The organism is Streptomyces purpurascens, from assembly GCF_045040895.1.
GTDB classification, from domain to species: domain Bacteria; phylum Actinomycetota; class Actinomycetes; order Streptomycetales; family Streptomycetaceae; genus Streptomyces; species Streptomyces purpurascens.
Map to the genome: position 1 here is coordinate 4,603,393 of NZ_CP108341.1, position 21,787 is coordinate 4,625,179.

Annotated in this window: 24 protein-coding genes; 12 read left to right on the forward strand and 12 right to left on the reverse strand. The window is 69.2% G+C overall.

The window, feature by feature from the left end; genetic code table 11:
* Window positions 1-99 precede the first annotated feature (99 nt).
* Window positions 100-312: a DUF5326 family protein gene (locus OHU35_RS20975; protein WP_020271174.1), complete on the reverse strand. Its 213-nt coding sequence runs from the start codon at window positions 310-312 to the stop codon at window positions 100-102.
* A gap of 156 nt (window positions 313-468) precedes the next feature.
* Window positions 469-786, reverse strand: coding sequence for a cupin domain-containing protein (locus OHU35_RS20980; RefSeq protein ID WP_184593813.1), 318 nt, complete (start codon window positions 784-786; stop codon window positions 469-471).
* Between the two features lie 60 nt (window positions 787-846).
* Between OHU35_RS20980 and OHU35_RS20985 the strand changes: the two genes are divergently transcribed.
* From OHU35_RS20985 to OHU35_RS21005, 5 genes are all read left to right on the forward strand, one after another.
* A complete protein-coding gene (locus OHU35_RS20985) occupies window positions 847-1,224 on the forward strand; it encodes a phage holin family protein (RefSeq protein WP_189727216.1) in 378 nt (125 codons plus the stop codon).
* A 6-nt stretch (window positions 1,225-1,230) separates the two neighbouring features.
* A complete protein-coding gene (locus tag OHU35_RS20990; protein ID WP_405506348.1) occupies window positions 1,231-1,722 on the forward strand; it encodes a low molecular weight protein-tyrosine-phosphatase in 492 nt (163 codons plus the stop codon).
* Window positions 1,719-2,924 carry a cystathionine gamma-lyase gene (locus tag OHU35_RS20995; RefSeq protein ID WP_405506350.1) on the forward strand — a complete coding sequence of 402 codons (1,206 nt, stop codon included), beginning with the start codon at window positions 1,719-1,721 and terminating at the stop codon, window positions 2,922-2,924. Before OHU35_RS20990 ends, OHU35_RS20995 begins: the two co-directional genes overlap by 4 nt.
* A gap of 198 nt (window positions 2,925-3,122) precedes the next feature.
* Window positions 3,123-4,028 (forward strand): LysR family transcriptional regulator, encoded by a 906-nt coding sequence (locus OHU35_RS21000; protein WP_184593822.1) that lies wholly within the window; start codon window positions 3,123-3,125, stop codon window positions 4,026-4,028.
* Between the two features lie 88 nt (window positions 4,029-4,116).
* A complete protein-coding gene (locus OHU35_RS21005; RefSeq protein ID WP_189727213.1) occupies window positions 4,117-4,599 on the forward strand; it encodes an NUDIX domain-containing protein in 483 nt (160 codons plus the stop codon).
* Window positions 4,600-4,612: 13 nt separating this feature from the next.
* Here OHU35_RS21005 and OHU35_RS21010 read toward each other — a convergent pair whose 3' ends face one another.
* Complete coding sequence (locus OHU35_RS21010; protein ID WP_189727212.1) at window positions 4,613-6,202, reverse strand: globin domain-containing protein; 1,590 nt, start codon at window positions 6,200-6,202, stop codon at window positions 4,613-4,615.
* 554 nt (window positions 6,203-6,756) lie between these two features.
* Here OHU35_RS21010 and OHU35_RS21015 point away from each other — a divergent pair.
* The gene (locus OHU35_RS21015; protein WP_189727211.1) at window positions 6,757-7,623 is read left to right on the forward strand and encodes a GNAT family N-acetyltransferase; all 867 of its coding nucleotides are present in this window, start codon (window positions 6,757-6,759) and stop codon (window positions 7,621-7,623) included.
* A gap of 94 nt (window positions 7,624-7,717) precedes the next feature.
* Here OHU35_RS21015 and OHU35_RS21020 read toward each other — a convergent pair whose 3' ends face one another.
* Both OHU35_RS21020 and OHU35_RS21025 read right to left on the reverse strand, forming a co-directional pair.
* Window positions 7,718-8,140 (reverse strand): heme-binding protein, encoded by a 423-nt coding sequence (locus tag OHU35_RS21020; RefSeq protein WP_189727210.1) that lies wholly within the window; start codon window positions 8,138-8,140, stop codon window positions 7,718-7,720.
* A gap of 69 nt (window positions 8,141-8,209) precedes the next feature.
* Window positions 8,210-9,418 carry an MFS transporter gene (locus OHU35_RS21025; RefSeq protein ID WP_189727209.1) on the reverse strand — a complete coding sequence of 403 codons (1,209 nt, stop codon included), beginning with the start codon at window positions 9,416-9,418 and terminating at the stop codon, window positions 8,210-8,212.
* 141 nt (window positions 9,419-9,559) lie between these two features.
* Here OHU35_RS21025 and OHU35_RS21030 point away from each other — a divergent pair, with 141 nt between their 5' ends.
* The gene (locus tag OHU35_RS21030) at window positions 9,560-10,024 is read left to right on the forward strand and encodes a MarR family winged helix-turn-helix transcriptional regulator (protein WP_189727208.1); all 465 of its coding nucleotides are present in this window, start codon (window positions 9,560-9,562) and stop codon (window positions 10,022-10,024) included.
* A 39-nt stretch (window positions 10,025-10,063) separates the two neighbouring features.
* Window positions 10,064-10,516, forward strand: a complete 453-nt coding sequence (locus tag OHU35_RS21035; RefSeq protein WP_189727207.1) for a GNAT family N-acetyltransferase — start codon at window positions 10,064-10,066, stop codon at window positions 10,514-10,516.
* A gap of 53 nt (window positions 10,517-10,569) precedes the next feature.
* Here OHU35_RS21035 and OHU35_RS21040 read toward each other — a convergent pair whose 3' ends face one another.
* Both OHU35_RS21040 and dnaB read right to left on the reverse strand, forming a co-directional pair.
* Window positions 10,570-11,955, reverse strand: coding sequence for a serine hydrolase domain-containing protein (locus OHU35_RS21040; protein ID WP_405506355.1), 1,386 nt, complete (start codon window positions 11,953-11,955; stop codon window positions 10,570-10,572).
* A gap of 80 nt (window positions 11,956-12,035) precedes the next feature.
* Window positions 12,036-13,517 carry a replicative DNA helicase gene (gene dnaB, locus OHU35_RS21045; protein WP_189727205.1) on the reverse strand — a complete coding sequence of 494 codons (1,482 nt, stop codon included), beginning with the start codon at window positions 13,515-13,517 and terminating at the stop codon, window positions 12,036-12,038.
* Between the two features lie 459 nt (window positions 13,518-13,976).
* On the opposite strand from dnaB, the gene OHU35_RS21050 reads away from it, so the two are divergent.
* Window positions 13,977-15,314, forward strand: a complete 1,338-nt coding sequence (locus OHU35_RS21050; RefSeq protein WP_359891281.1) for an MATE family efflux transporter — start codon at window positions 13,977-13,979, stop codon at window positions 15,312-15,314.
* Between the two features lie 161 nt (window positions 15,315-15,475).
* Here OHU35_RS21050 and rplI read toward each other — a convergent pair whose 3' ends face one another.
* The 4 genes from rplI to rpsF form a co-directional block, all read right to left on the reverse strand.
* Window positions 15,476-15,922: a 50S ribosomal protein L9 gene (gene rplI, locus OHU35_RS21055; RefSeq protein WP_189727203.1), complete on the reverse strand. Its 447-nt coding sequence runs from the start codon at window positions 15,920-15,922 to the stop codon at window positions 15,476-15,478.
* 18 nt (window positions 15,923-15,940) lie between these two features.
* Window positions 15,941-16,177, reverse strand: a complete 237-nt coding sequence (gene rpsR / locus OHU35_RS21060; RefSeq protein ID WP_003949403.1) for a 30S ribosomal protein S18 — start codon at window positions 16,175-16,177, stop codon at window positions 15,941-15,943.
* Between the two features lie 44 nt (window positions 16,178-16,221).
* Window positions 16,222-16,818 (reverse strand): single-stranded DNA-binding protein, encoded by a 597-nt coding sequence (locus OHU35_RS21065; protein ID WP_233878583.1) that lies wholly within the window; start codon window positions 16,816-16,818, stop codon window positions 16,222-16,224.
* Between the two features lie 76 nt (window positions 16,819-16,894).
* Window positions 16,895-17,185: a 30S ribosomal protein S6 gene (gene rpsF, locus OHU35_RS21070; protein ID WP_030847098.1), complete on the reverse strand. Its 291-nt coding sequence runs from the start codon at window positions 17,183-17,185 to the stop codon at window positions 16,895-16,897.
* Window positions 17,186-17,446: 261 nt separating this feature from the next.
* Between rpsF and OHU35_RS21075 the strand changes: the two genes are divergently transcribed.
* The 3 genes from OHU35_RS21075 (at window position 17,447) to OHU35_RS21085 (ending at window position 20,146) form a co-directional block, all read left to right on the forward strand.
* Complete coding sequence (locus tag OHU35_RS21075) at window positions 17,447-17,764, forward strand: hypothetical protein (protein WP_189727201.1); 318 nt, start codon at window positions 17,447-17,449, stop codon at window positions 17,762-17,764.
* A gap of 167 nt (window positions 17,765-17,931) precedes the next feature.
* The gene (femX, locus tag OHU35_RS21080) at window positions 17,932-19,053 is read left to right on the forward strand and encodes a peptidoglycan bridge formation glycyltransferase FemX (protein WP_189727200.1); all 1,122 of its coding nucleotides are present in this window, start codon (window positions 17,932-17,934) and stop codon (window positions 19,051-19,053) included.
* 61 nt (window positions 19,054-19,114) lie between these two features.
* Entirely contained in the window at window positions 19,115-20,146 is a 1,032-nt protein-coding gene (locus tag OHU35_RS21085; protein WP_189727199.1) for an alanine racemase, read from the forward strand.
* Window positions 20,147-20,227: 81 nt separating this feature from the next.
* Here the strand turns inward: OHU35_RS21085 and OHU35_RS21090 are convergent, their stop codons facing one another.
* Window positions 20,228-21,739, reverse strand: a complete 1,512-nt coding sequence (locus OHU35_RS21090) for a glycosyltransferase family 87 protein (protein ID WP_189727361.1) — start codon at window positions 21,737-21,739, stop codon at window positions 20,228-20,230.
* Between the last annotated feature and the right edge of the window lie 48 nt (window positions 21,740-21,787).

The window sequence follows — 21,787 nt, forward strand, 5'->3', positions numbered from 1 at the left end:
GCCACCGCACGCAGACGGCCCGGCCGGGAAACTTCCCCCGCCCGAGGGAACGGGTGCTCCCCAGCGTTTCCCGCTACCCCCACCGGTTTCCCACCGGTCTCACCAGTCGCTGCGCGACGAGGAACTCGACGTGAACTTCCGTACGACGTAGATCAGTCCGCCGACCAGCGCCACGAAGACCAGCACCTTGAAGAGCAGTCCGATGACGAACCCGACCACACTGGCGATCAGCCCGCCGAACACGACCAGGGCGATGACCGGCACCGCGATCCACTTCACCCACCACGGCAGTCCCGTGAAGATCTCTCGCATCGCCCTCGTCCTTACCTCTCCACCCGTTCGAGTGCCGGGTCCTGTCGGTCTCCTGATGTTCTGCACTCGATGCTAGGTCCGGGAGGGGGTCGGGCGGGGGCTTCGCACCCCTTGTCCTCCCCTGACCGAACCCCTAGGGAACCCCGAGGCGGTCCGTCAGCTCTCGGGCGGAGAGAACACCACCAGCACCCTGAGGTCCTCGGTGATGTGGTGGAACTTGTGGGCGACGCCCGCCGGCACGTAGACCACGCTGCCGCGTGCCACCTGGGTCGTCTCCAGGCCGACGGTGATCGCGGCACGGCCGCTCACAACGAAGTAGACCTCGTCCTGATTGTGCGGCTTCTGTGGATCCTGCTCACCCGCGTCGAGGGCGTACAGACCGACCGACATGTTCTGCGCCCGCAGAAACTGCAGGTAGGCGCCCTCGTTGGCGGCGCGCTCCGCCTCCAGTTCGTCCAGCCGGAATGCCTTCATCGCCTAGTCCGCCCCTGCCTCTAGTGCCCGTGCCCGATCAGGTCTGCCACGATCAGACACATGAAGAATTTCGTAGTCAAGACGATCGCCAACGCCGGTGCCCTGGCGGTCGCCGTATGGCTGCTCGACAAGATCACCCTGACCGGTGACAGCACGGGCAAGAAGATCGGCACCCTGATCATCGTCGCGCTGATCTTCGGCCTGGTGAACTTCCTGGTCAAGCCGCTCGTCAAGTTGCTCAGCCTCCCGCTGCTGATATTGACGCTCGGCCTGTTCACCCTGGTCGTCAACGCGCTGATGCTGCTGCTCACCTCGTGGCTGGCCGACCAGTTCGACCTGAGCTTCCAGGTGGACGGCTTCTGGACGGCCGTCCTGGGCGGCCTGATCATCTCTGTCGTCTCCTGGGCCCTGAACGTCGTTCTGCCCGACGGGGACTGAGCGCGTATGACGTACCGAGTCTGCTTCGTCTGCACGGGCAACATCTGCCGTTCCCCGATCGCCGAGGTCGTCTTCCGGGCCCGCGTGGCGGAGGCCGGACTCGACAGCCTGGTCGAGGTCGACAGCGCCGGCACGGGCGGCTGGCACGAGGGCGACGGCGCCGACCCGCGCACGGTGGCCGTCCTGGAGGAGAACGGCTACGCCACCGGCCACACGGCCCGGCAGTTCCAGCCGTCGTGGTTCTCCCGCCTCGACCTGGTCGTCGCCCTCGACTCCGGCCACCTCGGCGCCCTGCGCCGCCTCGCGCCCACGGAAGAGGACGCGCGGAAGGTGCGGCTGCTCCGTTCGTACGACCCCGCCGCCGGCGCCGACCTCGACGTACCGGACCCCTACTACGGGGGCGCGGACGGTTTCGAGGAATGCCTTGAGATGGTGGAGGCGGCGAGCACCGGTCTGCTTGCCGCAGTGCGTGCGGACGTGGAGGGACGAGTGGCATGAGTGAATCCGCGAGGGGTGACCAGGGCGGATCGACGGGCGAGACGGCCCGGGCGTCGCGCGACGCGGCCCCGGTCGCCGCCGACGCCGGTGACGGCACGCGCGCGGTGCGGGCCGGACTGCCCGAGGCGGTCAAGTACGAGCCCACGCTGCCCGGACCGGTGTTCGCGGCCCACTTCCATCTGCCGGGAGACCCGACCGGCCCGTACACCTACGGCCGGGACGAGAACCCGACCTGGACACTGCTCGAGCGCGCCGTGGGCGAGCTGGAGGCGCCCGGCCGGGACGATGCCGAGACGCTCGTCTTCGCGTCGGGCATGGCCGCGACCTCGGCGGTGCTCTTCTCCCAGCTGCGCGCCGGCGATGTGTGCGTCCTGCCCGACGACGGCTATCAGGCACTGCCCCTGGTGCGCGCCCAGCTGGAGACATACGGCATCGAGGTGCGCACCGCGCCGACCCGCGGCGACGCCCAGCTCGACGTCCTGGACGGCGCGAAGCTCCTGTGGGTCGAGACACCGTCGAACCCCGGGCTCGACGTGTGCGACATCAGGCGGCTCGCCGAGGCGGCACACGCGCGTGGTGCCCTGGTGGCCGTCGACAACACCCTCGCGACACCGCTCGGCCAGCGCCCGCTGGAGCTCGGCGCCGACTTCGCGGTGGCCAGCGGCACCAAGCAGCTCACGGGGCACGGCGACATCCTCCTGGGCTACGTCGTCGGCCGTGACACCGAGGCCATGGCCGCCGTACGCCGCTGGCGCAAGATCGTCGGAGCGATTCCCGGGCCCATGGAAGCCTGGCTCGCACACCGTTCGATCGCGACGCTGCAGCTGCGCGTCGACCGGCAGAGCACGACCGCCCTGGCGGTCGCCCAAGCCCTGCGCGAACGTCCTGAGGTGACCGGACTGCGCTACCCCGGACTCCCCGACGACCCCGCGCACAAGATCGCGGCTCAGCAGATGCGGCGCTATGGCTGCGTGGTGTCGTTCACCCTGCCCACGCGTGCGCGGGCCGACCGTTTCCTCGACGCGCTGCGGCTCGTGGACGACGCGACGAGCTTCGGCGGAGTACGGTCCACGGCCGAACGACGCGGCCGCTGGGGCGGCGACGCGGTCCCGGAGGGCTTCATCCGCCTGTCGGTCGGCGCCGAGGATCCGGAGGACCTGGTGGCGGACGTGCTGCGCGCACTGGACACGTCGACGGCCTGACCATCCCCCACGGACGGTCCGAGCCTCCCCCCTCGTGGCTCGGACCGTCCTCCGGTTCCGCGCGCAAGAACCGCGCGACCAAGGCTAGTTGACTCTCTGTCAGTGTCCAATCACAGTAGCGACAGAGACCTATCGACTTATTTATAGTTGAGCGCGGCCGGAGGGCCAGGAGCGGGGCCGAAGAGGGGAGAGCGTGCGGTGGATCTGGCCTTGCTGCGGACCTTCGTGACCGTGCACCGGGCCGGCTCCTTCACCCGCGCCGCCGCCCTGCTCGGCCTCTCCCAGCCCGCCGTCACCTCGCAGATACGGACCCTGGAGCGGCAACTGGGCCGCCCCCTGTTCCTGCGGCAGGCCCGCGGCGTGACCCCGACGAGCATCGGCGACGAGCTCGCCCACAAGGCCGCACCGCATCTCGACGCCTTGGTGGAGATAACGGAGACCGGCCTCGACGACGACTCCTCCTTACGGACGCTGCACCTGGCCGGACCTCCGGAGTTCACCGCCGAACGAGCCCTGCCCGCGCTCACGGAGCTGATCGGCGAGGACGGTCAGGGCTTCGCGCTGCGCGCCTCCTTCGGGAATGCCGAGGAAACGCTGGAAGGACTGTCCGCCGGGCATCACGATCTGGCCATCAGCACGGCCCAGCCGAGGGGCGCCCTGCTCACGGCGACTGCGCTCTGCGACGAGGAGCACGTCCTGGTCGCCGCCCCGCGCTGGGCCGAACAGATCGGCGCCGGGCAGCCGGACCGTAAGCCGGAACCGTCCCTGGAGCAGGTGCCCGTGGTGGAGGTGCACGAGTCGCTGCCCTTCGTCTCCCGCTACTGGGCCTCCGTCTTCGACTCGCGCCCCGCCGCCCCGGGCACGGTCATCGTTCCCGACCTGCGCGCGGTCCTGGCGTGTGCGGTCGCGGGGGCGGGCCTGGCGGTGCTCCCGCGCTATCTGTGCGCGGCCGCGCTGGAGCGGGGTGACGTCGTCGCCCTGCACGAGCCGGCGGTGCCGCCGCTGCGGACCTACTTCCTGGTGGTCCGCACCGGGACGCTCGCGATGCCGCATATAGCGCGGGCCCACGAGTGGTTGCAGCGCGCCTCGACCGACTGGTGTTGAGGCGCCCGGGACGGTGCCTCACTCTGAGGGCTCGGCCGGTGACGATTCGCGATGTTTCACGTGGAACCAGCCGGGCCACATTTCACACATGACCGTCCGACCCGTGGTCAAGCGCACCGCCCGTGCCGTCCTGCTGGACGGTGACGACCTGATCCTGATCAAGCGCACCAAGCCGGGCATGGATCCCTACTGGCTGACTCCCGGCGGCGGGGTCGAGCCCGATGACTCGACCGTCGTCGACGCCCTGCACCGGGAGGTGTACGAGGAACTCGGCGCCAAGATCACCGACGTGGTGCCCTGCTTCGTGGACACCGTGGAGCACATCGGGGAGGACGGCGGCGCGACCGGTGTGAAGGTGCAGCACTTCTTCGTCTGCCACCTGGAGTCCATGGACCCGTCCCTCCGCCACGGCCCCGAGGTGGACGAACCCGTCGGCGAGTACGAGATCGTGCGCGTGCCCTTCACCCGCGTAGGGATCGCCTCGGTCCATCTGGTGCCGCTGGCGCTGCGGCACTACCTGGACGGAAACATCGAGGGCGTACGGGCCATGCACTCCCCCGACCTGGGCTGACACGGGCAGCGGTTCAGGACCCGGCCGCGACCAGTTCCTCCACGGAGTCGTGCCGTATGCGGTCCGACGGGATACCGACGTCCCTCAGGGCGTCCACACCGCTGCGGATCATCCCGGGCGGGCCCGAGAGATACGCGTCGAACTCGTCCCATGGCCCGTAGGCGCGTATCGCGTCCGGCAGCTGCTGGTTCGCCTGCTGGTCGATGATCGCGCGGACCGCGAGCCAGGGATGGCTCTGCTGGAGGCGGAGCATGGTGTCGATGTCGTACAGGTCGTGATCGGTGCGGGCCCCGTAGAAGACCTCGACCGACCGGCGGTCCCCATGCTCGGCGACGTCTTCGACCAGTGCCTTGATGGGCGCTATGCCCGTGCCACCGCCCACACAGAGCAGGCCGCTCTCCGTGGTGTGGTCGACGGTCATGGCGCCGGCGGGCGGGCCGAGCCGGATGATGTCGCCGGGGCGGGCGCGGTGCACCAGGGCGTTGGAGACCCAGCCCGCCGGGACGGCCTTCACGTGGAACGACAGCAGGCCGTCGGAGCGTGGCGCCGAGGCGAAGGAGTAGTGCCGCCAGATCCGGGGCCACCAGGGCGTCTCCACGCTCGTGTACTGCCCGGCGAGGAAGGGGTACGGCTGGTCGGGGCGGACGGTGATGACCGCGACGTCCGGAGTTCTGAGGTCGTGCGTGACGACCTCGGCGTACCACCAGGCCGGTGCACGCAGTTCGTCCCTGGCCGCCGCGTCGATCATGACCTGCGAGATGGTGGTGTACGCCCGGACCCAGGCCGCCTCCATCTCCTCGTTCCAGACCTCGGCGGCGTACTTGCTCAGCGCGCCGATGAGGCATTCGCCGACGGCCGGGTAGTGCTCGGCCCGCGTTCCGTACTTCCGGTGACCCCGGCCGAGGTTCTGCAGGTAGTCGACGAGGACGTCGGTGTTGTCGATGTGCTCGGCGGCCGTGAGCAGCGCCTTGAGCAGCCGGTCCCGCTGGGTGTCCATCGCGGCCGGGAACAGCGGCCGCAGGTCCGGATAGCGGACGAAGAGCAGGGCGTAGAAGTACGACGTGACCTTCTCGGCCACGGGTGCGACCTCGGCCATGGCACGGCGGATGAGGATGGCGTCCGGGGACGCTTCCCCGGCCGGGGCGGAGGCGGCTTGGCCAGGGGCCGACACGGGGGCGGGCCGCTGCGCGGGGACCCGCGGCTCGTCGGGGCCGGTTGCGGAGGGAGCGGTGGAGGCAAAGGGCGCCGGTGTGAGCGTCGCGGGCGCGGGGCCTGCCGACGAGGCCGCGGCGACGCCTGCGGCCGCGGGAGACGAGGCGTACTGGGCGGGCGTGGGTATCGCTTCCGGGGGCTCATGCCGCTGCTCCGGCCCACCGGTGCTCGCGCTGCCGGTCGTCGAAGCGGGCGGCACCGCCGTGCCGTCGGCCGGCGTCTCCGGAGCGTCCGTTGGCCTGCCCACGGGGCGTATCGCCGCCGGGCGACGCGCCTCGGGCGTACCGGGTTCGCTGTCCGGCGTCGTCGTCGGCTTCTTGCGGGGCGTGAACCAGCCGCCTCCGCCGCCGGAAGTGCCGTTGTCGGCCGACGTGGTGGTCGGAGCGTCCATGGTGTGCCTCGCCTCGAGCATCTTTCGGTCGGTCTGCGCACTTCCCTAGTCGGAAGGTGCCTGCTTTCCCCCGTGGACGGTCTGCGTTCCCATCCATGTCGTGGCCAATGCGGCCATATTCAACCCGTATTTCGGCTCCGTACGGACAAGTAGGCAAGAGTGTGACATTACCCGCAGTGCCCTCACCCGAGCTTCCCACTCGTCTGGACGGCTCAGTCGTGTACCCGAAAACGCGGGTCTTCGATCTCTCCGTCCCATTAGGCTGCATTGCCCTGCGCTCGGCCCGCACGGAACGGGTCACCCGCCCCGAATGCGAACCGGAGTCGACCCTACCGGCCACCGCCGTGCACACAAGTCCCCCCTTCCCTCGTCACGAATGAGGGCACCGCGCGAATCATCAGTACCGCCAACTACTGGACATCGCGCCCGTGTTTCACGTGAAACGTCCGGCGTCTGACCGCTCTCTGTGCAGACGGCTACAACTGGCCAAAAGCTCGTACGGGTCCGGGGAAAGAGGTGGACGTCAGGGGCCCCTGTCGGACAGCCTGACCTGCGTGCCGACTCCTTCCCTTGCCTCTCTGCCCATCCGCCGTCTGACGCTCCGCGATCTCGCCGCCTGCGCCGACTTGTCTCAGGACCGGGGGTGGCCACGGGAGGAGCACAAGTGGGGCTTCCTCCTCACAGCCGGGAAGGGCTACGGCATCGACGGCCCCGACGGCGGCCTCGTGAGCGCCTGCGTCGTCACCGAGTACGGACCGCACGAGCACCCCGCCCTCGCGGCGATCGGCATGGTCCTGGTCGCCGAACGGCATGCGCGTCAGGGCGTGGGACGCCGGCTGATGCGCCATGTCGTCTCAGCGATGGGCCCCACGCCACTCACCCTGCACGCGACCCCGAACGGCCGCCCCCTCTACGAGGAACTCGGCTTCAAGGTCACCGGGCGGGCGGAGATGGTGTGCGGACACTTCACTCCCGGCGGAGCGGATCCCAGGGTCGCCACCCGTGCCGCGACCGCCGAGGACCTCGCCGCCATCCTCCGGCTCGACGAGCAGGCGTTCGGGACCGACCGCACGCACATCGTCACGCGACTGCCCGCCTTCGCCGACCAGTTGCGCGTGGCCGAGGAGGACGGGCGGATCATCGGGTACGCGGCCGCCTGGCCCAACATGGACACCCACGTCGTCGGCCCGCTCATCGCGCGCGACACGGCGGTCGCCCAGGCGCTCATCGCCTCCCTCGCGGCCCACACCGACCGCCCTCTGCGCACCGATATCGACGTGCGGCACGAAGAGCTCCTGGTGTGGGCGAAGGAGCGCGGCCTGGCGTCCATCGCCTTCAACTCGGTGATGGCGTACGGGATCACCGAGCTGCCCGGAGACTGGACCTGCCGGTTCGCGCCGGTCACGGTCGCGGCGGGCTGAAGGCCCCGGATACGCGGGCTGAAGGGCCCTGGACACGACGACGCCGGCTCCCCGGGGAATGGGGGAGCCGGCGTCGTCGCGTTGCGGGCCCGGGTCAGGCGAGGGCCTCCACGGCGGCCGTGGCGAAGGCGTGGTCCTGCTCCGGGGCGCCACCGCCGACGCCGATCGCGCCGATCAGGCGACCGTCGCGGTGCACCGGCACGCCGCCCGCGATGAACAGCAGCGGCCGGTCGAGCGCGGTCGGCAGCGTGTGGAAGAGGCCTCCGGGCTGCACGGCGTCGACGAGGTCGGCGGTGGGGGCATTCAGCTGGAGAGCCGTGTAGGCCTTGCGGGTGCTGGTCTCGCCGGAGATCAGGACGGCACGGTCGTCACGCCGGAAGGCGAGCAGATGGCCGCCTGCGTCCAGGACGGTGACGCTGACGGTCACTCCTGCGACCTCGGCGGCACGACGGGCGGCGGTGACGAGGGCGTCGGCGTCCTGGGTGGTCAGCGGGGCGACGGCTGTGGTGGTGCTCATGAGGGGGTTCTCCTAGGGAACTTGCTGGTTGGTTCTGGTCTGGCTCTGGGGCGGGGCCGGCCCGGTTCCTCAGTGGTGGACGGCGGTCCGCTGCTCGGCCGGCGCGGCCCCGGTGACGACGGTGCCGGCGACACCGGCACGGCGCTCCAGTGCGGCCGAGAGGAAGGCCAGGAGCAGGGCGCCCGCGGCCAGGGCGGCACCGACCCAGTTGGGGGCGGTGTAGCCGAAGCCCGCCGCGATCACGAGGCCGCCGAGCCACGCGGAGAGAGCGTTGCCGAGGTTGAAGGCGCCGATGTTCACGGCGGACGCCAGCGTCGGCGCACCGTGCGCCTGGTCGAGGACCCGCTTCTGGAGCGGCGGGACGGTGGCGAAGCCCAGGGCGCCGATCAGCGCGATCGTGACGGCCGACAGCAGCTTGTCGTGCGCGGTGAGGGTGAACAGCGCCAGGACGACGGCCAGGGCGCCCAGGGAGATGTACAGCATGGGCATCAGGGCGCGGTCGGCGAACTTGCCGCCGACGAGGTTGCCGCCGACCATGCCGAGGCCGAAGAGGACCAGCAGCCAGGTGACGGAGCCGTCGGCGAAGCCGGTGACGTGGGTCATCATCGGCGCGATGTAGGTGATGGCCGCGAAGACCCCGCCGAAGCCGAGGACGGTCATCGCCATCGCGAGCAGCACCTGCACGTTCTTGAAGGCGGCCAGCTCGTGCCGCAGGCGGACGCCCTCCGGCTTGGGCATGTCGGGGACGAGCCGGGCGATGCCGGCCAAGCCGATGATGCCGAGGGCGGCGACGATGGCGAAGGTCACGCGCCAGCCGACGGACTGTCCGACGAGCGTGCCCAGCGGGACGCCGACGACGTTGGCGACGGTCAGCCCGGTGAACATCATCGAAATGGCTCCGGCCTTCTTGTCCGGGGCCACCAGTTCGGCCGCGACGACCGCGCCGATACCGAAGAAGGCGCCATGGGCCAGCGAGGCGACGATCCGGCCGATCAGCATGACGCCGAAGGCAGGGGCGAGAGCCGAGAGCAGGTTGCCGACGATGAACAGGCCCATCAGCGCCATCAACATCCGCTTGCGGGAGACCTTGGTGCCGAGAACGGTCATCAGCGGGGCGCCGAGCATGACACCGAGCGCGTAGCCGGTCACCAGGTACCCGGCGGTGGGGATGGAGACCCCGTAGTCGCCCGCGACCTGGGGCAGCAAGCCCATGATCACGAATTCCGTCGTTCCGATCCCGAAGGCCCCGATCGCGAGGGCCAGAAGCGCGAGAGGCATGGAGGGGTTACCTTCCAGAAGATTGCAGGAGCGCTTTGCGTGCGTCCACAATAGTTGCACACGCGGGCTATAGGCAAGCGCCGTCAATTGCGATGCTGCTCTATCCTGGGTGTCAGCCGCTCCGGGACGGAGGAAACGCCAATGACAGCGACGGACCCCGCGCTCACCGCGCTCGCCCAGGGCTGGTGCGCCCTTTCCCTGCTGCACGGGAGGATCGAGGGCCACATCGAGCGCGCCCTGCAGGCCAAGCACGACCTGAGCGCGCGGGAGTACTCCCTGCTGGACGTGCTCAGCCGGCAGCACGACGGGGACGGAGGCCATCTGCAGATGAAGCAGGTCGCCGACGCGGTCGTGCTCAGCCAGAGCGCCACCACCCGTCTGGTCACCCGCCTCGAGGACCGCGGGCTCCTGGAGCGCTATCTGTGCCCCACCGACCGCCGGGGCATCTACACGAACGTCACCGAAGCAGGCCTCGAGTTGCTGGAAGCGGCGCGGCCGACCAATGACGCCGCCCTGCGTGAGGCTCTGGACGAGGCGGCGAAGAACCCCGAGCTGGCCCCGCTGGTCCGGGTCGTCGAGACGCTGAAGGCCCCGGTGCCCGCATAGGCCGCTTCTGCGCCGGCCATGTCTGCGTAGGGTGCGTCCATGGGAGATCTTGAGATACGTGCCGCCGTCTCCGACGACGTCCCCGCGATCGTCGGAATGCTCGCGGACGACCCCCTGGGCGCACAGCGCGAGTCGCCGGACGACCTCGCCCCGTACCTGACCGCGCTGGAGCGGCTCAGCGCCGACCCGAACCAGCGTCTGGTCGTGGCGGTCCGGGAGGGCCGGGTCGTCGGCACGCTCCAGCTCACGATCATTCCCGGGCTGTCCCGACGCGGTGCGACCAGGTCGATCATCGAAGGCGTGCGCGTACACGCCGATGAGCGCGGCAGCGGCCTGGGAACACAGCTCATCGAGTGGGCGATCAGCGAATCCCGGAACTCGGGCTGCCAGTTGGTCCAGCTGACCTCCGACACATCGCGCGCCGAGGCCCACCGCTTCTACGAGCGGCTCGGCTTCACGGCCTCCCACACGGGCTTCAAGCTCCCGCTGTGACGACACGGGGCGCTCTGTTTCACGTGAAACAGAGCGCCCCGTGTCGTCGCTGCCTACCCGATCCCGCGCCACCCCTCCGGGTCGACCCCGCCCGGCACAGGAGCCCCCTCCTCGTACGGCTGACGCGTGAACACGAACGAGCCGAGGTCCAGATGGCTCACGGATCCGTCCGGCCGCCGTACGGCCTTCAGGAGCTCTCCGGCGTAGTAGCCCTCCAGTCCCGTCCATGTGCCGTCGCCGTTCGGGCGGAACCGCGAGCGGCGGCCGCTGCCGGACAGCGGCCCCAGCGAGACGAGCCCGTCGGCCGTCAGCCGCAGTGCGAAGGCGTGCGTGCCCCAGTACCACTGGCCCGTCAGCTCCAGCACCGACGGGTCGACATCGCTCAGCGGCTTCCACGGGGAGGGGATGCGCGGTTCCGCCTCGGCGACGATGCGGACCAGGTCGGCGGCGACGGAGAACAGCAGCGGTCCTGAGGTGCAGTTGGCCAGGACGACCGCCGCCACGTCCTCCTCGACACCGATCATGAGGCACGCGAGGAAGCCGGGCAGCGAACCGGTGTGTCCGACGAGGGACCGCCCGTTCCGCCGGCGGATCTCCATCCCCAGGCAGTAGGCGTAGCCGCTCGCCACGTCCGCCGCGTCGTGGGGCGCTGCCGGTGTCCTCATCTCCCGCAGCGACTCGGCGCTCAGCACCCGCTCGTCGCTGTTGACCAGGAAGGCCGCGAAGCGTGCCAAGTCACCGGTCGTCGACCACAGTTGACCTGCCGGGGCCATGCGCCCCAGGTCCTCGGTGGGCTCCGGGAGCATCACGTCGGCCCAGGGATGCACCGCCCAGCCACCCGCATGCGGCGCCTGAGGCCGCACGCTCGTGCGGTGCAACAGCAGGGGTTCGAGCACTTCGCGCCGAAGGACTTCCTCCCAAGAGGCGCCACGCAGCTTCTCGATGAGCGCGCCGAGCAGCGCGTAGCCCGGGTTCGAGTAGTGGAACCGGCGGCCGGGCGCAGACAGCAGGGGCCGCTCGCCCAGCACATCGGCGAGTTCGGGCCGCAGCGATCCGGGGCTCCGCTCCCACCACGGACCCGGCGTCTCGGCCGCCAACCCTCCCGCGTGCGCCAGCAGTTCGGCGACGGTCGCCTCCCCCACCCCGGTGCCCGGCAGATGCTTCTCCAGCGGATCATCGAGGTCCAGCGCGCCCTCGTCGCGCAGCCGCAGGACGAGAACCGCCGTGAAGGTCTTGGTGATCGAGCCGATCCGGTACTGCACGTTCTCGTCCGGCGCATGCCCCTCCACCGAGGTCCGCGCGCCTGTCCACACCGGCTTCCCGTCCCGCACGACGGCCGCGACGAGCGATGGCGCCCGTCCTTCGGCCTGGGCCACGGCGATCCGGTGCAGCAGTGCGCGACGCGTGCCGGGAAGCAGCTCTCCCTGAGATGTCGTCATGGGCCCCAGTCCACCCGCCCCGGCATCCCCGCGTCGAGCACATTCCGTGCTCGCGTTGCGATCGCGGGACCACGCTCAGGTCAGGTCTGCGCCATGTCGACGAACCGTGAGTAGTGACCCTGGAAGGCGACCGTGATCGTCGCCGTCGGGCCGTTTCGGTGCTTGGCCACGATCAGGTCGGCCTCGCCCGCGCGCGGCGACTCCTTCTCGTAGGCGTCCTCGCGGTGCAGCAGGATGACCATGTCGGCGTCCTGCTCGATGGAGCCGGACTCACGCAGGTCGGAGACCATCGGCTTCTTGTCCGTGCGCTGTTCGGGACCACGGTTCAGCTGGGAGAGCGCGATGACCGGGAGCTCCAGCTCCTTGGCCAGCAGCTTGAGGTTACGGGACATGTCCGAAACCTCCTGCTGACGGCTCTCGGCCCGCTTGGACCCACCGGACTGCATCAGCTGGAGGTAGTCGATGACGACCAGCCTGAGGTCGTTGCGCTGCTTGAGGCGGCGGCACTTGGCGCGGATCTCCATCATCGACAGGTTCGGGGAGTCGTCGATGTAGAGCGGCGCCGCGGAGACGTCCGGCATCCGACGGGCCAGACGCGTCCAGTCCTCGTCCGTCATCGTGCCGGACCGCATGTGGTGCAGGGCGACCCGGGCTTCGGCGGACAGCAGACGCATCGCGATCTCGTTGCGCCCCATTTCGAGCGAGAAGATCACGCTCGGCAGGTTGTTCTTGATCGAGCAGGCTCGCGCGAAGTCCAGCGCGAGCGTGGACTTACCCATGGCGGGACGCGCGGCGATGACGATCATCTGGCCCGGGTGCAGGCCGTTGGTGAGCGAGTCGAAGTCCGTGAACCCCGTGGGCACACCGGTCATCTCACCGCTGCGCGAGCCGATCGCCTCGATCTCGTCGAGCGCGCCCTCCATGATGTCGCCGAGCGGCAGGTAGTCCTCGCTGGTGCGCTGCTCGGTGACCGCGTAGACCTCTGCCTGGGCGCGGTTGACGATCTCGTCGACGTCGTCGTCGGCCGCGTATCCCATCTGGGTGATGCGCGTACCGGCCTCGACCAGGCGCCGCAGGACGGCCCGTTCGTGGACGATCTCCGCGTAGTAGGCGGCGTTCGCAGCCGTGGGCACCGTCTGGACGAGGGTGTGCAGATACGAGGCCCCGCCGACCTTGTTGATCTCACCGCGCTTGGTGAGTTCGGCGGCGATGGTGATGGGGTCGGCCGGCTCGCCCTTGGCATAGACGTCGAGGACGGCCTGATAGATCGTCTCGTGAGCCGGCTTGTAGAAGTCGTGGCCCTTGAGGATCTCGACGACGTCGGCGATGGCGTCCTTGGACAGGAGCATGCCGCCGAGGACGGACTGCTCGGCCTCGATGTCCTGCGGCGGTACCCGTTCGAACGACGTGCTTCCGCCGCCGTCCCAGTCGCCGCTGTCCCTGCCGCGCTCGTGCTGCTCGTCGCGGCCCCGGGCGCCGTCACCACGTCGGCGGGAGGAGGGCAGACGATCACTGGGCCCGCTGTCGGCCCACGGGTCGTCCAAGGGCTCGGAAATGCTCACCGAGCCACCTCCTCCCGTCCGCCGCAGCAGACCTAGCCGTGCCTCTCTTTTCTACGGCACGGCACTGACAAATGAGAGGCCCAACTCCGGTTACTGGACGCCGGTTTTGTGACGTTTTCCAAACCGACGGACGGAGCGGGCGCCGGACTACCGTAGGCCCGTCGGCACCGTCAGCCAATCTGGTTATCCACAGGCCATGTGGACGACGGCCCAGATGCTGTGGAGAACTCGGCGAAACCTGTGCACGACCCGGTGGACAGGCCTGTGAACAAGCACCCACCCATCACAGAGAAACCGCCCTGACCTGCACCTTTACCGTCCACCGGCTGTGCAGAAGAAAAACTTCCCCAACCGGCCCAAGATCGCTTCGAATGGTGCACAGCAATGCGCACCTCTGGACGAATGGTAAGGGCCACAAAGCTTTGCATCTCTTACCTGTGGACGATTAGATTGGTGCACATGACACAGGCCCCCGCGCGCCCTCGATCCGGCCGGAGACAGCACGACCGAGAGATCGTCGCACTCGCCGTGCCGGCCTTCGGCGCGCTCGTCGCCGAGCCCCTCTTCCTCATGACCGACACCGCCATCGTCGGCCATCTGGGCACGGCCCAACTCGCCGGTCTCGGCGTCGCCTCGGCCCTGCTGATGACCTTCGTCAGCGTCTTCGTCTTCCTCGCCTACGCCACGACAGCGGCGGTCGCCCGTCGCGTCGGCGCGGGTGATCTCCCGGCCGCCATCCGCCAAGGCATGGACGGTATTTGGCTGGCTCTGCTTCTCGGCGCCGGTGTCGTCGCCGTCGCCCTGCCGATGGCACCCCACCTCGTGGACCTCTTCGGCACCTCGGACGCGGCGGCCCCCTATGCGATCACGTATCTGCGCATATCCGTGCTCGGCATACCGGCCATGCTCGTCGTCCTCGCCGCGACCGGCATCCTGCGCGGCCTGCAGGACACCAAGACCCCGCTCTATGTCGCCATCATCGGTTTCGTGGCCAACGGCGCTCTCAACGCGGGGCTCGTCTACGGGGCAGGCCTGGGGATCGCCGGCTCCGCCTGGGGCACCGTCATCGCCCAGTGCGGCATGGCCGCGGTCTACCTCGCGGTGGTTCTGCGGGGAGCGCGGAAGCATGGCGCCTCCCTGCGCCCGGACGCCGCCGGGATCAGGGCCTCCGCTCAGGCCGGAGTGCCCCTGCTGGTCCGCACCCTCTCCCTGCGGGCGATCCTGATGATCGCAACGGCGGTCGCCGCCCGACTCGGGGATGCCGACATCGCCGCCCACCAGATCATCCTGTCCTTGTGGAATCTGCTCGCCTTCGCTCTCGACGCCATCGCCATAGCAGGGCAAGCCATCATCGGGCGCTACCTCGGAGCCGGTGACACACAGGGCGCCCGAGCCGCATGTCGTCGCATGGTGGAGTGGGGTATCGCCGTCGGAGTCGTACTCGGTGTCCTGGTCGTGCTCACCCGACCGGCGTTCCTGCCCCTGTTCACCAGTGACTCGGCGGTCAAGGACGCGGCTCTGCCCGCCCTGGTCATAGTCGCCCTCTCGCAGCCGATCTCCGGCATCGTCTTCGTCCTGGACGGAGTTCTGATGGGCGCCGGCGACGGTCCCTACCTCGCCTGGGCGATGGTTCTCACCCTGGCGGTCTTCACCCCGGTCGCCCTACTGGTACCGGTACTGGGCGGTGGCCTCACCGCCCTGTGGGCCACCATGACGCTGATGATGACCATGCGGATGCTGACCCTGTGGCTCCGGAGCCGCTCAGGCCGCTGGATCGTGACCGGCGCGACCCGCTGACGACCGGGCTCGGCCGACGGACTGTTTCACGTGAAACACGGTGTTTCACGTGAAACCAGATACCGCGCATCCGGAAACGACGAGACGCGTCCGGATACGACGATGGGGCCGCACCCCGAAGGGTGCGGCCCCATCGCTCACTGCATCAGCGAGCGCGGCACTCAGGCCGCGACGACCTCGATGCTGACCTTGGCGTCAACCTCGGGGTGCAGACGCACGGACGTCTCGTGAGCCCCGAGCGTCTTGATCGGCGAGCCGAGCTCGATGCGGCGCTTGTCGACCTCGGGACCACCGGAGGCCTTGATCGCCGAAGCGATGTCGGCCGGGGTGACGGAACCGAAGAGCCGACCGGCGTCGCCGGAGCGAACGGCCAGACGGACCTTGACGCCCTCGAGCTGGGCCTTCACCTGGTTGGCCTGCTCGATGGTCTGGATCTCGTGGATCTTGCGAGCACGACGGATCTGCTCGACGTCCTTCTCGCCGCCCTTGGTCCAGCGGATAGCGAACTTCCGCGGGATCAGGTAGTTGCGAGCGTAACCGTCCTTGACGTCGACGACGTCGCCCGCGGCACCGAGGCCGGAGACCTCGTGGGTGAGGATGATCTTCATGAGTCGGTCACCCTTCCCTTATCGCGCGGTGGAGGTGTAGGGCAGCAGCGCCATCTCACGGCTGTTCTTGACGGCCGTGGCGACGTCACGCTGGTGCTGCGTGCAGTTGCCGGTCACGCGGCGGGCACGGATCTTGCCGCGGTCGGAAATGAACTTCCGCAGCATGTTCGTGTCCTTGTAGTCCACGTACGTGACCTTGTCCTTGCAGAATGCGCAGACCTTCTTCTTCGGCTTGCGCACAGGCGGCTTCGCCATGGTGATTCTCCTGTGTGATCAAGAAGTTTGGGTGCGAACCCGCCCTAGAAGGGGGGCTCGTCCGAGTAGCCGCCGCCGCCACCGCCGCCGCCGGAGTTTCCACCCCAGCCGCCGCCACCGCCCTGGTTGCCACCGGCGGGAGCGCCGGTCGCCCACGGGTCGTCAGCGGGAGCGCCGCCGCCCTGCTGGCCGCCGCCGGGGCCGCCGCCCCAGCCGCCGCCACCCTGGCCGCCGCCGCCACCGCTGCCGCCGCCGTAGCCGCCCTGGCCACCGCGGCCGGTGGTCTTGGTGACCTTGGCCGTGGCGTTGCGCAGGCTGGCGCCGACTTCCTCGACGTCCAGCTCGTAGACCGTGCGCTTGACGCCCTCGCGGTCCTCGTAGGACCGCTGCTTCAGCCGGCCCTGCACGATGACGCGCATGCCTCGCTGGAGCGACTCGGCGACGTTCTCAGCCGCCTGACGCCAGACCGAGCAGGTCAGGAAGAGGCTCTCGCCGTCCTTCCACTCGTTCGTCTGGCGGTCGAAGGTGCGGGGGGTGGACGCGACACGGAACTTCGCGACGGCCGCACCGGAGGGGGTGAAGCGCAGCTCGGGGTCGTCGACAAGATTGCCGACCACCGTGATGACGGTCTCGCCTGCCATGGGGAACCTCTCGGCGGGTTTGCTGCTGGCTGCTTGTGCTGCTACTCGAATCCCGGAATCAGCTGAGCGGGAGAGCTCAGTGGGTCTCGGGACGGAGGACCTTGGTCCGGAGGACCGACTCGTTCAGGTTCATCTGGCGGTCGAGCTCCTTGACGACCGCAGGCTCGGCCTGCAGGTCGATGACCGAGTAGATGCCCTCGGGCTTCTTCTTGATCTCGTACGCGAGACGACGACGGCCCCAGGTGTCGACCTTCTCGACCTTTCCGCCGCCGTCACGGACGACAGAAAGGAAGTTCTCGATCAACGGAGAGACAGCGCGCTCCTCGACCTCGGGGTCGAGGATGACCATCACCTCGTAGTGACGCATGTGGAACCCACCTCCTTTGGACTCAGCGGCCACGGTCGCTCCGTGGCAGGAGGGTTGTGATGCGTAGCAACGGTATCGGCCACCACTGACAGTCAGGGTTCTGTCGAGAACCCCTGCCGTGATGTGGGCAGACACCGGTGCGGACGGTACAGAGTACCCGCACAGCGGCTTGCGGTTGAAATCCGGCCGCGAGGGCAGCCAATCTGTACACATCGGGTGTGTATGGCGCTACGATGCGCCGACTTTCGCAGGAGGTGCCCTATGGCACAGGCATTGCGACCCAACACCGCCGGCGGCCTCTTCGCCACGGACGGCAAGCCCCATCCCCTCCAGGACACTCTGCTCGCGGTGACCCTGGTGCTGGGCATCACGTCGTTCGTCACGGCACTCGTCGACGATGACCTGCACCTGCTCAGCTCCTGGACCGGCCTGGTGGGCATTCTCACCGGTGCGTACGGCCAGTGGGTCTCAGTGACGACCCGTGAGCGCTTCGGCCTGATTCTGGGCCTGGGAGCCTCGGCTGTCGGTTTCTTCCTGGGCATGGCGCACGGCGGGTTGTTCGGCGGGCTCATCGACTGACGCCAGGGACACCCCCTCCTGAACATCGTGTGACGCCCCGGCCGCTCACGGGCCGGGGCGAAGGTTCCGTACGCCCAACCGGCGCGCTCCCAAGGCGCAGTAGGCTTCGCGCGAGAGCCGGAGCCCCTGAACCCATGGGGACACACCAGCCCGAGGAGCGCCCCGAAATGAGCCTGACCCTGAGGACCATCAGCCGAGAGCAGCATCTGGCCTACATCCAGAGCCTGCCGTCGGCGAGCCACATGCAGGTCCCGGCCTGGGCTGACGTCAAGGCGGAGTGGCGCTCCGAGCACCTCGGGTGGTTCGACGACAGGACCGGCGAGCTCGTCGGTGCCGGCCTGGTCCTCTACCGGCAGCTCCCCAAGATCAAGCGCTACCTCGCCTACCTGCCCGAGGGCCCGGTCATCAACTGGTTCTCGCCGAATCTGCAGGACTGGATCGAGCCGATGCTGGCTCACCTGAAGCAGCAGGGCGCCTTCTCCGTGAAGATGGGCCCGCCGGTGATCATCCGGCGCTGGGAGGCCGCCTCCATCAAGCAGGGCATCCAGAACCCCGACGTCAAGCGCCTGCGCGACATCGAGGCCGACCACATCGAGCCGCGCGCCTTCGAGGTCGCCGACAAGCTGCGCCGCATGGGCTGGCAGCAGGGCGAGGACGGCGGCGCCGGCTTCGGCGACGTCCAGCCCCGCTACGTCTACCAGGTGCCGCTGGCCAACCGCTCCCTGGAAGAGGTCCACAAGAACTTCAACCAGCTGTGGCGCCGCAACATCAAGAAGGCCGAGAAGGCCGGTGTCGAGGTCGTCCAGGGCGGTTACCAGGACCTCGAGGAATGGCAGCGGCTGTACGAGATCACGGCCGTGCGTGACCACTTCCGGCCGCGCCCGCTGTCGTACTTCCAGCGCATGTGGACGGCCCTCAACAGCGAGGACCCCAACCGCATGCGGCTGTACTTCGCCCGGCACAACGGCGTGAACCTCTCGGCGGCGACGATGCTGATCGTCGGCGGGCACGTCTGGTACTCCTACGGCGCCTCCGACAACATCGGCCGTGAGGTCCGGCCCTCGAACGCGATGCAGTGGCGGATGCTGCGCGACGCCTACGCGCTCGGCGCCACCGTCTACGACCTGCGCGGCATCTCCGACTCGCTGGACGAGACCGACCACCTCTTCGGTCTGATCCAGTTCAAGGTGGGTACGGGTGGCCAGGCCGCCGAGTACATCGGCGAGTGGGACTTCCCGCTGAACAAGCTGCTGCACAAGGCGCTCGACATCTACATGTCGCGCCGCTGACCCCGCACTCACCCCTCATCCCGCACCTCTGACAGCCACGAGAAAGGTTCCAGGTCCGGCCATGGCGCTCACGCTCTACGTCGACACCGCGCGCTGGCGTGCGCACCACAAGCACGTGCAGGATCAGTTCCCTGGGCTCGTCCCGGTCTGCAAGGGCAACGGCTATGGCTTCGGGCACGAGCGGCTGGCTGAGGAGGCCACCCGGCTGGGGTCGGACATCCTCGCCGTCGGCACGACGTACGAGGCCGCGCGCATCAAGGACTTCTTCGGCGGCGACCTGCTGGTGCTGACGCCGTACCGGCGCGGCGAGGAGCCGGTGCCGCTGCCGGACCGGGTCATCCGCTCGGTCTCGTCGATAGACGGCGTGTACGGCCTGGTCGGTGCCCGCGTGGTGATCGAGGTGATGTCCTCGATGAAGCGGCACGGCATCAGCGAGCAGGACCTCGCCCAGCTGCACGCCGCCATCGAGAACGTCCGCCTGGAGGGCTTCGCCATCCACCTGCCGCTGGATCGCACCGACGGCTCGGACGCGGTCGAAGAGGTCATCGGCTGGATGGACCGGCTGCGTGCGGCCCGGCTGCCCCTGCACACCATGTTTGTCAGCCACCTCAAGGCCGATGAACTCGCCCGTCTCCAGCAGCAGTTCCCGCAGACCCGGTTCCGTGCCCGCATCGGCACGCGGCTGTGGCTGGGGGACCACGAGGCCACCGAGTACCGCGGCGCGGTCCTGGACGTCACGCGCGTCGCCAAGGGCGAGCGCTTCGGCTACCGGCAGCAGAAGGCGGCCTCCGACGGCTTCCTGGTGGTCGTGGCGGGCGGTACGTCGCACGGGGTGGGTCTGGAGGCCCCCAAGGCGCTGCACGGCGTCATGCCGCGCGCCAAGGGCGTCGCCCGCGCCGGCCTCGCGACGGTCAACCGGAACCTTTCCCCGTTCGTCTGGGGCGGCAAGCAGCGCTGGTTCGCCGAGCCGCCGCACATGCAGGTCTCGATCCTGTTCGTGCCCTCGGACGCGCCGGAGCCGAAGGTCGGCGAGGAGCTGGTGGCCCATCTGCGGCACACCACCACGCAGTTCGACCGGCTCATGGACCGCTGACCGGCGCGGTGCGCTGAGGTCGCACAGCTCAGCAAGAAGGCCGTACACGGCTTCCCGTGTACGGCCTTTCGCATCGTTCGCTCAGAGCGAACCGCCGGTCGCACCCCGCTTGCCCCACTGGACCTGCGTCCCGTCGAAGCGGGCAGTCGTGTGCCGCGCGGGAGGGGCCGCCGGACCGAGGACGAAGACGTCCTCGGCTCCGTCGAGCACTCCGCCCGAGGGGTCGTCGTCGCCGGACCGGCGCACCGGATCCCGCTCCGGCATGAAGATGTCGCGCACGATCATGACGCACAGGTACAGCGTCCCCAGCAGATGCAGGCCGATGGCCCAGTGGTAGCCGTCGGTCGGCAGGCCCTTGTGGGCCTCTCCGCTGGTCGTGTACGCGAGGTACAGCCAGATCCCCAGGAAGTACGCCACCTCGCAGGCCTGCCAGATCAGGAAGTCCCGCCACTTCGGCCGGGCGAGGGCGGCCAGGGGAATCAGCCACAGGACGTACTGCGGCGAGTACACCTTGTTGGTGAGGATGAACGCCGCGACGACCAGGAAAGCGAGCTGAGCGAACCGCGGGCGGCGCGGGGCGGTCAGGGCGAGTGCCGCGACAGCCGCGCAGCACACGAGCATCAGCAACGTGGCGAGCGTGTTGACAGTGTCGATGCTGAGCGGGTCGTCCGAGTTCTGGGCCATGATCAGCCAGAAGGAGCCGAAGTCGACGCCCCGTTCCTGGCTGAACGTGTAGAACTTCGACCAGCCCTCGAACGCGAAGAGCATCACCGGACCGTTCACGACGACCCAGGCGATGATCGCGCCGCCCAGAGCCGTCCCGAAGGCACGCCACCTGCCCGCGCGCCAGCACAGCACCAGCAGTGGGCCGAGGATCAGGAACGGATAGAGCTTGGCGGCCGTGGCGAGCCCCAGCAGGACGCCGAAAGCGAGGGGGCGGCCGCGTGACCACATCAGCATCGCCGCGGCCGTCAGAGCGACCGCCAGCAGATCCCAGTTGATGGTCGCCGTCAGTGCGAAGGCCGGTGCCAGCGCCACCAGCAGACCGTCCCAGGGACGCCGGGCGTGGGTACGGGTCACGCAGACGGCGATGACCGACGCACACACCATGAGCATCCCGGCGTTGACCATCCAGTACCACTGCTCCTGGTACTGGATGGTGCCGCTGCCGGGCGTGAGCCAGGAGGCGACCTCCATGAAGACACCGGTCAGCACCGGGTACTCCAGGTACTGCATGTCGCCGGGGAGCCGGTCGAAGTACGGCACGAGTCCGTCGGCGAAGCCGCGCCCCTGGTAGAGGTGCGGGATGTCCGAGTAGCACGCGTGCGTGTACTGGGAGCTGGCACCGAAGAACCAGGCTCCGTTGAAGCAGGGCGCCTTCTGGACCAGGCCGAGAGCGAACATGCCGATCGCCACCAGCGCGATCACCCGCACGGGAGTCCACCGGGACGCCCCGATCAGGGCACGCCGCCCCAGCGGGCCGCCGATCAGCTCGCTGCCGGCCGCGGCGACCTCGTCCTCCTTGGTCGGCCGCACCGGGTCCGGCTCGTGGACGCTCGCTTGCGTCGATTCTGCACTGGGCATGCCGCACATCCTGCCGTACGTGTCTATCAATACGCCGAGGGCCGCCGTACCCGAGGG